This is a genomic window from Exiguobacterium algae (assembly GCF_018617875.1).
GTDB lineage: Bacteria > Bacillota > Bacilli > Exiguobacteriales > Exiguobacteriaceae > Exiguobacterium > Exiguobacterium algae.
Map to the genome: position 1 here is coordinate 1 of NZ_JACSKZ010000004.1, position 12,300 is coordinate 12,300.

A 12,300-nucleotide genomic window follows, 5' to 3' on the forward strand; every position below is an offset into this window, starting at 1 on the left:
CTTCCTGCGCTCGACTTGCATGTATTAGGCACGCCGCCAGCGTTCGTCCTGAGCCAGGATCAAACTCTCCAAAGAATTTGATATAGCTCGAAATTGACGAAGCTTGCGCTTCATTCAAAAATTGTAAAACTTTTTTTGCCTCATCGTTCAGTTTTCAAAGTTCGTCTGTCGCTCTTGGCGACTTCATTAATCTATCACGTTTCGGCTCATCTCGTCAACAACTTTTTTCACAAATTGTTTTTCTGAAATAATCTTTTGTCGTGACAACGTTTATAACTATAATCTCTATTTACCACTTCGTCAATATAAAAAACGACAAAAATTAAAAAAAGATTTACTTTTTATTCACGTAATAAAAAGTAAATCTTGATTCCGTATTCTATCGAAGACGAACATATCCCGTCTTTGCCACGAGGGTTTGTCCATCCTCTTCTGTCATCCACTCCAGGAATGTCGCATATTGTTTTGCATTTTCTTCTGTTGTCACCGCATAAAATTCTGAAGACAATGGATAGGACCCGTCTTGGATCGATTCAACAGTGGGTTCAATTCCCTCTATACGAAGTAATTTAATCTTGTGATCGCTTACCATCTCCGTTGCATAGTACCGGAATGAGAACCCGATCGCGTTCTTATGATTTTGATAGGCAGAAGTCTGTTGAATAATCCCACCCATGCCCTCAGGTACATCTTCAACAGGAGCTTCCATTAGTTTTCGTTCTCCCATCATTTTCTGAAGGGCGGTTTGACTTCCACTGTCTTCAGGTCGCTGAAACGCGCGAATCTCTTCCGATTTCCCACCGACCTCATCCCAGCTGCGAATGTCTCCTGCATAGATCCCTCGAACCTGTTCCATCGTTAACGAATCTATAGGATTATCTTCATGGACAAAAAAGACGAACGCCTCTCTGCCAATCGGAGTCATATGTAGTGACACTTCTTTTTGCTCAGCCAGCTGTAACTGACGCTTTGAAGGACCCGCGACAAAAATGATGTCCGTTTGCCCATTTAAAAGCCGGTTGTACGCTTCAGGTGTTGTCGTCGAGACGACAGTACTCGTTTGTACATTATAAGGATTATATTCTACCAAGTCCGGATACAGTGCTTCGACGAATGAAGCATATACAGGATAGAGCGCTGTTGCACCATCTAACTTTGGAAACTTTCCTTCGAGCTCAATCGATGTTTCCGAATCAAGTTTAGCCAGTTCAGGTGAGTTCGTGAACGGTTGATAATCCGTCAACTCCACCCCACGTTCTTCAATTTTCAAATGGTCGAGGTATACATAGTAGCCTTTAACAGAGGCAAAGATGACGACCCCCATTAACGCTCCCCAACCGAGTATTCGCCGAACTCTTCCGTTAGAAAGTGATGAAAAATCATAGAGTCCCATGCACACAATCAGTAAAGCGCCCATATACCAGATCGTCCAAAGGATTGGGCGACCCATGGATATTGGTTCCATCATGGTAAAAAGAGCGGCAATAAAAGAAAGGACGACCGTGACGAAAAGAATGAAGATTGTTCCTATGCTAAATTTCAGTAGTTTCATTTCGAACGTTTCCCTCTCACGAATGACTTCAATTACACTTAGGTAATTTCGTATAAAACCGCCTCAACCCCAACGCCTTTTGTCGGACGTGTGACTGAACGGATATATCCTTTCTTGACTAAAAAACCGATGATACTGCCCAGATCGACTCTTAACTCTTGTAAATTAGGATGCTCCATGAGTTCCGGGAATCCCCAAGGTTCATCTTTTTCTTGCATTGTCTGAAGCAGCAGTAGCGTACCCGGCAAGACTTTGGATTGGATTAAATGCTCCATCCCGATGACGACAAGATGAATTCTTTGTTCCAACGATTCATGTCCGCCAACCAATTCTTCATGAAGTTTATAAATCTCTAAATCGATGGCACGTACTTGTTCCCACAGGACAATTTCCGGGTGAATCCCCGCCTCTAAAATCGAGAGCCTCGCTAAATGTGTGAGAGCATGGTGAATTTGCGTGAAGGCATCTTGAAACTCTCCTTGCAAAAATAGACTGCGTCCATCTTCGAAACGTCTCAATAATTTCGCGAACGAGAGCGACAGCTGAAGGCGCTGTTCACGATTGGACAAATTACGATTCCGTTGGCGTAGTTCCAAGATATATTCGTTTCGTTCAAATAGAACAATCCCATCTTCAAGCCAATGAATCGCGCGTCTGTTCTCATTCAACACAATCCACCGATCCATCATTGAATCACTCACGACATGTAGGACAATCTTTTCTTTACCTACTTGATAATGTTTAACCGTCCAAAATGGATCTTCTTTTGCTTCAATGACGATCAGCAATCGATCCGATTGATCTGTCAGTGGATCACGTGGACGTTTTTTCTTCACTTCAATGATTCCAAGGGTTGATTTTAGTGCAGCATATTCTGAATAAATTGTTCGAGTCGCATATTCCATCGTCATGAGGACCCCTTCTTTCTAAATCGTAAAACCTACAAAATCTGTGTACAAAAAAGATTCGCTTTCTTTTTTACAATCTCCTGCCCCAAAAGCATAGTAACTTCTCAGGCATCACGAGATGAGCTATAGTAGAGGCAGACATGGAGGGATTCATAAATGAAAAAACGGGGGAATAAAATCAACCGCGCTCGAAATATTGCATTACTTCTGATTTTTGGCGGCATCGGAGTCATGTACCTTGGACTTCTCGCTAAAACCATCACTTGGCTCATGATCACATTCATGCTCCTCGGCTTCGTCATGGTGCTCGCAAGCTCTGCCCTTTACTTCATCATCGGGATGGCTTCTACAAAAGCGATTGTCGTTACGTGTCCGAACTGTGAGAAAGAAACGAAAATGCTCGGTCGTGTCGACCTATGTATGCACTGCGACGAACCACTTACCATCGATCAATCACTCGAGGGAAAAGAATTCGATGAGAAGTATAATAAACGACAATCCCATCAACAAGACTAAAAAGACACATCCGCACGACGGATGTGTCTTTTAATGTGTATGCGATTGATCAGCCTGACATGTCGGGCATGTCCCGTACACCTCGAGACGGTGACGGTCCACTTTAAAACCAGTCAACTGCGCCGCGACGGCTTCAATCTCGTCCAACACCGGATAATTGAAATCCACGACTTTCCCACATGTATCACAAATGATGTGGTAGTGCTTGGATGTCACAAAATCAAAACGGCTGGATGCATCCCCGTAGTTCATCTCCTGAACGAGGCCAACGTCTTTGAATACGCGCAAATTGTTATAAACAGTCGCCACACTCATATTTGGGAACCTTGCAGCAAGTGCCTTGTAAATGTCATCCGCTGTCGGATGGCTATGCTCCGTGACGAGGTACTCCAAAATGGCCTGGCGCTGAGGCGTCATTCTGACTCCATGTTCTCGGAGCGACTGAACAGCATGGTCAAGCATTTCGCTTCCCACGTCAATCCCTCATTTCTTCTATAAAATTCATGTGAAGTGTCAGTTAAAATTAACTTATTTCTTACATAGTAATCTTTATAAATAGTGTACTGATTTCTCAACTACTCGTCAAACGTTGAGCTTATGCGGTTGACGGCTATGTTACAATAAATGCGAATTTGGATAAGGAGGCAATACATATGACTACTTCATCAAATCGAGAGTCATCTCATGAACTATATCAAGACGCACTCACACACATCGTCGGGGGTGTAAACAGTCCATCCCGCTCTTTCAAAGCTGTCGGCGGTGGGGCGCCTGTTTATATGGAACGCGGTGAAGGGGCTTATTTCTATGATGTTGACGGAAATCGTTACATCGATTACTTGGCAGCGTACGGTCCAATCATCACCGGGCATGCTCACCCACACATCCATGAGGCTCTAGTGAATGCCTCGCTAAAAGGTTTACTTTACGGAACACCTCATAAACTTGAGGTCGAATTTGCCAAGAAGTTGAAACAGGCGATCCCTTCAATGGATAAGGTTCGTTTTACAAACTCAGGTACTGAAGCTGTGATGACAACAGTCCGTGTCGCACGTGCTTATACGGGTCGTGAACTTGTCGTCAAATTCAGCGGCTGCTACCACGGACACTCTGACCTCATGTTAATCGCTGCCGGAAGCGGTCCCGCTACGCTCGGATCACCTGACTCAGCCGGCGTGACCAAAGCGACCGCCAAAGAAGTCATCACCGTCCCGTTCAATGACGTGGAAGCTTACCGTAAGATGATGAAAGAATGGGGAGACCAGGTAGCTTGTGTACTTGTCGAGCCGATCGTCGGGAACTTTGGAATCGTCGAACCAAAACCAGGATTCCTCGAAGCGGTCAATGAAATCACACACGAGCATGGCGCACTCGTCATTTATGATGAGGTCATCACAGCGTTCCGCTTCACATATGGTAGTGCCCAACAAGTGTACGGAATCGAACCGGACATGACCGCGCTCGGAAAAATCATCGGGGGCGGACTCCCAATCGGCGCGTATGGTGGAAAGGCAGAAATCATGGAGACGGTCGCTCCGCTCGGACCAGCCTACCAGGCAGGAACGATGGCCGGAAACCCAGCCTCCATGGCGACCGGGATTGCTTGCTTAGAAGTGCTAGAACAACCCGGTGTTTATGAAAAGCTAGATGCTCTTGGGGCACGACTTGAAGCCGGTATTCGCGAAGCTGCTCAAACACACGGTGTCACAATCACCATCAACCGATTGAAAGGCGCCCTCACCGTCTACTTCACAGACGAAGTCGTTACCGATTACGAAGGAGCAGAAAAATCGGACGGGGAACTGTTCGGACGCTTTTTCAAGCTCATGCTCGAGAACGGTGTCAACCTGGCTCCTTCTAAATATGAAGCCTGGTTCTTGACGACAGAACATACAGAACAAGATATCGATGAAACGATTGAAGCCGTGAACCGTGCTTTCGCTCAACTCTAACAATCAAAAGGGATGCCGCGGCATCCCTTTTCTTATACGCTCGGACGAATCCAAAGTTGGTCATATCGCGGATGTCCAAAGACATCTACCGGCACATTCCCTAAATAACTTGGAAAACGGCGTTCACGCGCCACGTGATATAGCGGAATCACAAGCGCTTCCTCAACGAGGTATTGTTCAACCTCCCGGTGAAGTCTTATCCACTCTTTCCTATCCGTCTGTTGATATTTTTCCATCATCGTTCTCAATTCAAAGTCCCTATCTAACAACTTTCCGACGAGCGATAGTTCACTCGTCAAAAAAGACAGAAACGCTAAATCAACATCTTCACTCATCATTTCGCCACATAAAATAAGATCCGCCCGTTTTAACGTCTCTTCCCACAGGAGTGATTCAAGCGAATAGACATCGACTTCTACACAGAAACTGGCCGCCCGAAGTTGCGTCGCAAGCAAGTGCGCATCTTCCCGAGCTGTCTCAAACGGAAGATGTAAAAGTTTCAGCGGACGATTCGAATGTGCTTTTCCTGGAGTCAGCTCGATCGATTTGCTTGAGTCCGGAAAGAATCCGTGTGCCACTTGATGCCGCTCTCCTTCTAACGCGATAAAATCCTCTTTCGTGATCGCCTGTTGAATGGCATTCCGCACTGCTTTTTCATGTTTCAACCAGGAATGCTTCATATTGAACACCACATATCGCGCTCCCGCTTCTGCTACCCACTGCTTGATACGATGATCATCACATGTGCTCCACTTGACGTAATCCTGTTCGGAAAAAGTGACAAACTCGATGACATCGATAGAAGGGCGTGGTCTCAGTCCACGATCGAACGCCCGGAGCCGGAACAACTCTTTCGAAACAAGCTCCAGTTTAAACGGTCCCGTCCCAATCGTCCCCTCCGCCCCTTCATATGTAATCGAAGTCGGAGTCTGCGCAAGCAGGCGCTGTATGTAAGCCCGGTGTGATTTCGTATAAATGTCGACGACAAAGGGTGCCGGTGTCTCAACTTGCTCGATCGGTCCGAACAACCACGGCTGTTTCCCCCTCTTCAACAATCGATTCAACGAATAGACGACGTCTTTTGCCGTCAACGGCATCCCATTGTGAAAATACACCCCTTTTCGAATGTAACAACGCATACCAAACGATGTTTCTTCTATATGATGGGCGAGGGAGGGCTGTACCTTTGTACCATCCCACTCGAACAGTCGATCGAATACGTTCCGGGATAAAGAAGCCTCCATCGCGATATGAATATCGAGCGGGTCAAGCGACCCAAGTTGCCTCGTGCGCGGGAAGATAAACCGGTCTTCCCCGGTTTGGTCAAATCCGAATCTCCCCCACACCTGGAGTTGAATCATCTCTCGAAGATCTTGCGGCCAGTCCCATTCGAGCCACTTCGTCACCTGAACCATCGATGCTTCCGAAAATGAATCTACGCTCCACTCTGTCAGCTCCTGTTGAAATTGCGGATTGAATTCGATGATGGATTCATTCCCCCGGCCTTTTCCCGCCCGGTAAGTGACCCATCCCTTCTCTTCCCATGTTTTTACGTCCCGCTTTATTTGTTTCTCACTATACCCCGTTACTCCGACCGCCTCTTTTAATGAAAGAGAGTTACGCCCCTCTTTCCTACTCAAATGGAATAACGATACGATTTTCGCGTTCATCCAACTCCCCCTAAAAGTGGACACATCCTAATGAATTGTCTCTTTTTACAAGTGTAGTCCACGTTTAAAGTAGTGACAAGGAGGTGCTCACATGAAATTCAAAGATTTCCCATTAAATGTTCGTTTACGACTTCTTTGTGGATTCTTCATCCGCATCGTCGGATCTGCCATTTTTCCATTTATGGCACTTTATTTCTCAGAAGAACTCGGCAAAATCGCCGCAGGAATCATCATGACTTCATTCGTCATCGTCGGTTACCTAACCGGACTGTTTGGTGGGTACTTCTCAGACCGCTTCAATCGAAAGCTTATTTTACAGATTGGACAACTGATTCAAATTCTTTGTTTCATCGGGATGACGATTGCCATCCACCCATCGAATAACTGGGCACTTGTTGTGGCCATTCTCTACTTCGGTCATGCCATATCAAACGGATTGAATTATCCGGCTCTCGAAGCCATCGTCATCGATTCAATGGAAGAGTCGAATCGAAAAGCGATTTATGTGTACGATTACTGGCTCGTCAACTTAGCGATTGCTGGAGGCGTCATGCTTGGAGGAGCCTTCTATCGCGATCACCGCTTCGGATTGTTCGTCGGGATGACATTCGTCCTGATTGTCACAACAATCGTCCTACAAAAATATTTGATTGATCAGTATAAAGGCAACCGGACGACCCCTTCCAACCCGATTCGTGGAGTGATTGAAAACTATGGGATTGCATTACGCGACCGCCGCTGGATCACGTTCGTCTTCGGAGGGATGCTCGTCTTTTCTACTGAATTCCACATGGCAAACTATATTGGTGTCCATTTAGCAGAATCTTTCCACACCCAGAAGATTTTCAGTATTCCCTTTGATGGTGTGCGCATGATGGCATTTATGCAACTCGAAAACACGTTACTTGTCGTCGCCATCACGTTCGCCGTCACGGCATTTGTGAAGCAGTTTAAAGAAAAGAATGTCTTCTTCATCGGCCTCGCGCTCTATATCACGGCCTATGCCGCCATCACTTCGATGAATTCGTTCTTCATCCTGGCGGTACTCGCTGTGGTCTTCACAATCGGTGAGCTGCTCTACTCCCCGATCCGCCAAGTCAAACAAGTTGATTTACTCGACCCGGAGCGTCGCGCCTCTTATCTCGCCTTCGGTGGATTAACTTGGCACGGGGCAAAACTTGTAGCAGCTGCAGGGATCGTTGTTGGTGCCTTCATCGGACCGATTTTCATGAGCGGATACATCTTCTTCTTCGGGGCGCTAGGGACCTACTTCTATTATGTATCGCTTTATAAAATGCAGGATGTGCGCCAACTTGCCGCTTGAGGTTTAAAAGACCTCAAGAAAGGTAAAACAGTACGATGAAGGAGGCGGATGTCTTGCCTGCGATTGTTTTATTTGATGGGGATTGTCTGTTTTGTGATGCGAGTGTGCGCTTCATCATTCGCCATGACACGAGTGCCAAACTTCATTTTGCGTCTTTACAAAGTGAGATTGGACAGTCGTTACGTCGACGTCATCGTATCCCGACGTCGATCGACACCATCCTTTTCATTCAAGACGGCGTTCCTTATATGAAATCAGACGCGGCAGTTCGGATTGCGGAACATTTTGACGGCCGTTGGCGCCTGCTACGCTTTTTCCGATATGTGCCGAAACGATTTCGAGATGTAGGATATGACATCATCGCCAAACACCGTACCCGTTTATTTGGAAAGAAGGTAGTGTGCACGCTCCCTTCCCCAGATGAACGTAGACGATTTTTAGATCGATAAAAAAGCCAGTCCGGTTCAGATTGAACCGGACTGGCTTTTGTTATTCGACGACAGCTAAGTCTTGAATCATGTAGAGATCGTAGTAAGCTCCACGACGGCGCATCAATTCTTCATGCGTCCCCGTTTCCATGATTCGTCCATCTTCAACGACAACGATCTTATCCGCATCCGTAATGGTCGAGAGACGGTGTGCGACAATCAATGTCGTTCTTCCTCTCGTCAAGCGCGCCAGCGAATCCTGAATCATCGCTTCACTCTCTAAGTCAAGCGCACTTGTCGCTTCGTCAAGAATGAGAATCGGCGGGTTCTTCAAGAACACGCGGGCGATGGCGAGACGTTGTTTCTGTCCTCCGGATAGCTTCACACCTTTTTCCCCTACCGGTGTCGCATATCCGTCTTGCAGTTTTGAAATGAATTCATGGGCATTTGCCGCTTTCGCAGCCGCAATGACTTCTTCATCCGTCGCGTCCGGTTTCCCCATCCGAATGTTCATCGCGACTGACTCACTGAAGAGGACCGAGTCCTGCATGACCATTCCAATCTGGTCACGGAGCGCACGGAGTTTAAAGTCACGTACGTCGACGCCATCTATTTGGATACTTCCATCCGTCACGTCATAAAAACGCGGAATCAAACTGACGAGCGTCGATTTCCCCCCACCTGACATCCCGACGAAAGCCACCCGTTCACCTGATCGAATGTGCAAGTTTACATCGTTCAAGGCGCGGGTCCCTTCTTTTTCATAGGCGAAACTGACATGCTTGAGGTCAATTTCCCCCGCAGTCGCTACCGGAACAAACCCGTTCGGCTTCTCTTCGATATCGTACGTCTCATCTAAAAATTCGAAAACACGGTCCATCGAAGCGACCGACTGCGTGAGAGTCGTCGCCGAGTTGACCAAGCGACCAAGCGGTGCATAGAGACGATCGATATAGGCGATGAACGCGACGAGCGTCCCGAGCGAAACTTGTTCCTGTATGACGAGCCATGAAGCGGTCGTGAAAATAAGAATCGGTGCGATGTCGGTAATTGTTGACACAACGACATACGTTTTGGCGTTCCAGCTCGTATGTTTCAACGCTGCTTTCAAGAAGCCTCCATTTTGCTGTTCGAACGCTTTGTTTTCGTACGGTTCAAGCGCGAAACTGCGGATGACGGCCATGCCGTTCACACGTTCGGTCAAGTGTCCTTGCAGATCGGCGAGCGCAGCAGATCGCTCACGTGTCAATTGGCGTAAGCGTCCGTAGAAATAGCGGACGGCAAACGCGTAGAACGGGAGTGGCAAGATGGCAATCAACGTCAATTGCGGATCAATGCTGTACATGATCCCAATCGCAATGAAAATCGTGACCATGTCGAGCCAAATGTTCATTAACCCCGTAATGACAAAATCTTTCGTCTGCTCGACGTCATTGATGATCCGCGAAATAATTTGACCGGTCTTGTTGTTCGAGTAATAACGAAGCGACAATTTTTGAACGTGGTCGAACAACCGGTTCCGCACATCGAACAGGACACGGGTCGCTGACCATTGTGCCAGGTATTGACGTAAGTACTCGATTGGCGGTTTGAGGACCAGGAAGACGAAGAAGACGATACTGAATAACCAAACGAGTGTCGTGTAGTCTTGTGCCTGGGCATCTTCTGTCAAATAATTGTCGATGACATATCTATAAAGTAACGGTAAACCGAGCGGGATCGAAAACTTTAAAATCCCGACAAAAATCGTGAGTGCGATTTGTTTTTTATACGGACTGACAAACTGCATATAGCGTTTAATACTACCCATGGTTCCTCCTTTAAGAAAAAAAGCGGAGATGAGGAATCATCTCCGGTAACGTGCTTCGTATTCGCGATACCATTCATCGACGAATGTTGGGTTGAACGGCCCTTTCCGTCCTCGAATCCAGTTGATCAGCTCTTGCACGTTCTGCTTCAAGATTCGATCAATCGCTTTCGGATAATTCATCTCGCGACGATGCCGCTCATATTCATCTTCATCTAAAATCGTATACGACATATCCGGGAACACCTTGATGTCCAAATCGTAATCGATGTATTTGATGGCACGTTCATCCCCATCAAATGTAGTTGGCGAACCTAGATTACAGTAGTAGTAAATCCCGTCTTCGCGAATCATACAGATGACATTGAACCAATACTCAGATGAAAAGTAGCAAATTGCCGGCTCTCGCGTTCTCCATTGCCGACCGTCCGACTCACTGACCATGATGCGGTCATTGAATCCGATCATATCCGTTTTTGACGACTGAAGGACGAGCGTTTCTTCCCAAACGCGATGCAAAGTTCCGTTGTGCTTGTAGCTCTGTATCTCGATCTTGCTACCTGCTTTGGGAAATAAGCTCATAAGCTCCTCCTTTCCGCTGTGATGCTATACAATTCTCATATTTAATTATAGCGACTTTCAGAACCAATGAAAAAGGAAATCTCTTATTTTCACGAATTTAGTGTCTCACGGAAGGCACGGCCCCGTTCTTGAAACATCGGACGAAGCACAAAATACTCGACGAGTATGTTCGGAACATAACTATCAAACGTCACTTCATCGATCATTACGGCACGTCCGCTCCGTTCTTCCACACGATGAACATGGGTGAATCGTCTAAACGGAAACGGCAGTTTGATTCCTTGGTCGGCAAACGCATGCTTTCCAGAAATCGCAATCCGACTGTCCCACGGAAGTTGTACCGGCCCTACACCGACAAGCAGTTTCACCTTGTTTCCTTCGACCGATGCACCATCCCCGATCAATTCGACTTTCGGGAATCTCGTCAACTTCGTTAATAACGAGGCATCCTGTAGCAACCCCCATAACGTCTCTACGGATGTGTCATATGTCGTCTCGACATCAAATCGTCTCACCTTCGACACCTGCCAATCGCTCAAGTTTTTGTTGGGCAACAGATACCGTCTTCTCCTCCCGTTCTGTCGGAGTGAACCAAACATATTCTTCTTCAGGGAGCGTTTCGACCTGATATAAATCGATATACCAGATGATATGAGAGAAAACGTGCTTCACTTGACCCATGTATGTCCCGTTTAATTGTTCCCCCGTTCCCCGTTCAGTAAGCGGATATTGCCACATTCCTGCGAGCAACCCGTTGTCGGGACGCTGTATAAAAGCAATCTTCCCCTCTTTCTCACAATAGAGGGCATCATACATTTCAACGCGTGACGCCCCTTTTTTCGTTTTGACAGGTAGCTCATCTTGTACGTGATGGGCATAGGCATAACAATCGTCCTGCACCGGGCATAGCGAACACATCGGATTTTTCGGGGTACAAACCGTCGCCCCGAGTTCCATCACCCCTTCATTGAAATCTGAGGCATGGTTCGGGTCCATCAGCCGGCGTATGACTTGATCGAACACTTTTCGCGTTTTCGGAAGTGCAATATCCTCGTAAATCCCGAACTGCCGGGACATGACACGCATCACATTCCCATCGACTGCCGGCTCAGGCTGATTGTAAGCAATCGAGAGCACGGCTCCCGTCGTATATGGCCCGACTCCTTTTAACTTCTCAAACTTCTCTTTCTCTTCCGGCACGATGCCATCATAAGTCGCCACAACTTCCTGTACAGCCTCATGTAAATTACGTACGCGCGAGTAATAGCCGAGACCTTCCCAATACTTCACCACTTCATCCGACTCAGCCGCTGCCAAGTCCTCGATGGTCGGAAAGCGCTCCATGAAACGGTTGAAGTACGGGATCACGGTATCCACTCTCGTCTGTTGAAGCATGACTTCACTCACCCACACGCGATATGGATTTTTCGCATGTCGCCACGGCAAATCGCGCTTTTCACGATTGAACCAGGTGAGGAGATTTTCATTAAAATCATTAATGTTATAATTTGTGAATATTTTATCAAAATCAAGCATTTCAGTTCCCCTTAATTTAAAAATA

Annotated in this window: 12 protein-coding genes and 1 rRNA gene; 4 read left to right on the forward strand and 9 right to left on the reverse strand. The window is 46.8% G+C overall.

The annotated features are described in order from the left end of the window. From KNP03_RS10115 to KNP03_RS10125, 3 genes are all read right to left on the reverse strand, one after another. A 16S ribosomal RNA gene (locus tag KNP03_RS10115) occupies positions 1 to 75 on the reverse strand; the annotation flags it as partial. A 304-nt stretch (positions 76 to 379) separates the two neighbouring features. Beyond that, positions 380 to 1,450, reverse strand: a complete 1,071-nt coding sequence (locus KNP03_RS10120) for a PstS family phosphate ABC transporter substrate-binding protein (RefSeq protein WP_240544569.1) — start codon at positions 1,448 to 1,450, stop codon at positions 380 to 382. Between the two features lie 140 nt (positions 1,451 to 1,590). Further along, entirely contained in the window at positions 1,591 to 2,463 is an 873-nt protein-coding gene (locus KNP03_RS10125) for a nucleotidyltransferase-like protein (RefSeq protein WP_214828971.1), read from the reverse strand. A 153-nt stretch (positions 2,464 to 2,616) separates the two neighbouring features. Between KNP03_RS10125 and KNP03_RS10130 the strand changes: the two genes are divergently transcribed. Then, positions 2,617 to 2,976 carry a YgzB family protein gene (locus tag KNP03_RS10130; RefSeq protein ID WP_214828972.1) on the forward strand — a complete coding sequence of 120 codons (360 nt, stop codon included), beginning with the start codon at positions 2,617 to 2,619 and terminating at the stop codon, positions 2,974 to 2,976. A gap of 30 nt (positions 2,977 to 3,006) precedes the next feature. On the opposite strand, the gene perR is transcribed toward KNP03_RS10130, so the two are convergent. Beyond that, positions 3,007 to 3,438, reverse strand: coding sequence for a peroxide-responsive transcriptional repressor PerR (gene perR, locus KNP03_RS10135; protein WP_214829293.1), 432 nt, complete (start codon positions 3,436 to 3,438; stop codon positions 3,007 to 3,009). Between the two features lie 191 nt (positions 3,439 to 3,629). Here perR and KNP03_RS10140 point away from each other — a divergent pair, with 191 nt between their 5' ends. Then, on the forward strand, positions 3,630 to 4,928 hold the full coding sequence (locus KNP03_RS10140; RefSeq protein ID WP_214828973.1) for a glutamate-1-semialdehyde 2,1-aminomutase: 1,299 nt from the start codon (positions 3,630 to 3,632) through the stop codon (positions 4,926 to 4,928). Between the two features lie 32 nt (positions 4,929 to 4,960). Here KNP03_RS10140 and KNP03_RS10145 read toward each other — a convergent pair whose 3' ends face one another. Next, positions 4,961 to 6,598: an ABC transporter substrate-binding protein gene (locus KNP03_RS10145; RefSeq protein WP_214828974.1), complete on the reverse strand. Its 1,638-nt coding sequence runs from the start codon at positions 6,596 to 6,598 to the stop codon at positions 4,961 to 4,963. A 91-nt stretch (positions 6,599 to 6,689) separates the two neighbouring features. Between KNP03_RS10145 and KNP03_RS10150 the strand changes: the two genes are divergently transcribed. Both KNP03_RS10150 and KNP03_RS10155 read left to right on the forward strand, forming a co-directional pair. Continuing rightward, complete coding sequence (locus KNP03_RS10150; protein WP_214828975.1) at positions 6,690 to 7,922, forward strand: MFS transporter; 1,233 nt, start codon at positions 6,690 to 6,692, stop codon at positions 7,920 to 7,922. 53 nt (positions 7,923 to 7,975) lie between these two features. After that, complete coding sequence (locus tag KNP03_RS10155; protein ID WP_240544570.1) at positions 7,976 to 8,371, forward strand: thiol-disulfide oxidoreductase DCC family protein; 396 nt, start codon at positions 7,976 to 7,978, stop codon at positions 8,369 to 8,371. Between the two features lie 40 nt (positions 8,372 to 8,411). Here the strand turns inward: KNP03_RS10155 and KNP03_RS10160 are convergent, their stop codons facing one another. The 4 genes from KNP03_RS10160 to mutY all read right to left on the reverse strand — a co-directional run bounded on the left by KNP03_RS10160 (position 8,412) and on the right by mutY (position 12,275). Next, positions 8,412 to 10,160: an ABC transporter ATP-binding protein gene (locus tag KNP03_RS10160; RefSeq protein ID WP_214828979.1), complete on the reverse strand. Its 1,749-nt coding sequence runs from the start codon at positions 10,158 to 10,160 to the stop codon at positions 8,412 to 8,414. Positions 10,161 to 10,196: 36 nt separating this feature from the next. Then, positions 10,197 to 10,739, reverse strand: a complete 543-nt coding sequence (gene ntdP / locus KNP03_RS10165) for a nucleoside tri-diphosphate phosphatase (protein WP_015880896.1) — start codon at positions 10,737 to 10,739, stop codon at positions 10,197 to 10,199. Positions 10,740 to 10,828: 89 nt separating this feature from the next. Beyond that, positions 10,829 to 11,254 (reverse strand): hypothetical protein, encoded by a 426-nt coding sequence (locus KNP03_RS10170; protein WP_214828981.1) that lies wholly within the window; start codon positions 11,252 to 11,254, stop codon positions 10,829 to 10,831. Further along, positions 11,241 to 12,275: an A/G-specific adenine glycosylase gene (mutY, locus tag KNP03_RS10175; RefSeq protein ID WP_214828982.1), complete on the reverse strand. Its 1,035-nt coding sequence runs from the start codon at positions 12,273 to 12,275 to the stop codon at positions 11,241 to 11,243. Before mutY ends, KNP03_RS10170 begins: the two co-directional genes overlap by 14 nt. Positions 12,276 to 12,300: the final 25 nt, after the last annotated feature.

Excerpts from the sequence above, each read along its gene's own strand:
- KNP03_RS10160 (WP_214828979.1), bottom strand. The coding sequence starts at position 10,160 with ATGGGTAGTATTAAACGCTATATGCAGTTTGTCAGTCCGTATAAAAAA.
- KNP03_RS10120 (WP_240544569.1), bottom strand. The coding sequence starts at position 1,450 with ATGGGTCGCCCAATCCTTTGGACGATCTGGTATATGGGCGCTTTACTG.
- KNP03_RS10140 (WP_214828973.1), top strand. The coding sequence starts at position 3,630 with ATGACTACTTCATCAAATCGAGAGTCATCTCATGAACTATATCAAGAC.
- ntdP (WP_015880896.1), bottom strand. The coding sequence starts at position 10,739 with ATGAGCTTATTTCCCAAAGCAGGTAGCAAGATCGAGATACAGAGCTAC.
- perR (WP_214829293.1), bottom strand. The coding sequence starts at position 3,438 with ATGCTTGACCATGCTGTTCAGTCGCTCCGAGAACATGGAGTCAGAATG.
- KNP03_RS10150 (WP_214828975.1), top strand. The coding sequence starts at position 6,690 with ATGAAATTCAAAGATTTCCCATTAAATGTTCGTTTACGACTTCTTTGT.
- KNP03_RS10145 (WP_214828974.1), bottom strand. The coding sequence starts at position 6,598 with ATGAACGCGAAAATCGTATCGTTATTCCATTTGAGTAGGAAAGAGGGG.
- KNP03_RS10130 (WP_214828972.1), top strand. The coding sequence starts at position 2,617 with ATGAAAAAACGGGGGAATAAAATCAACCGCGCTCGAAATATTGCATTA.
- mutY (WP_214828982.1), bottom strand. The coding sequence starts at position 12,275 with ATGCTTGATTTTGATAAAATATTCACAAATTATAACATTAATGATTTT.
- KNP03_RS10125 (WP_214828971.1), bottom strand. The coding sequence starts at position 2,463 with ATGACGATGGAATATGCGACTCGAACAATTTATTCAGAATATGCTGCA.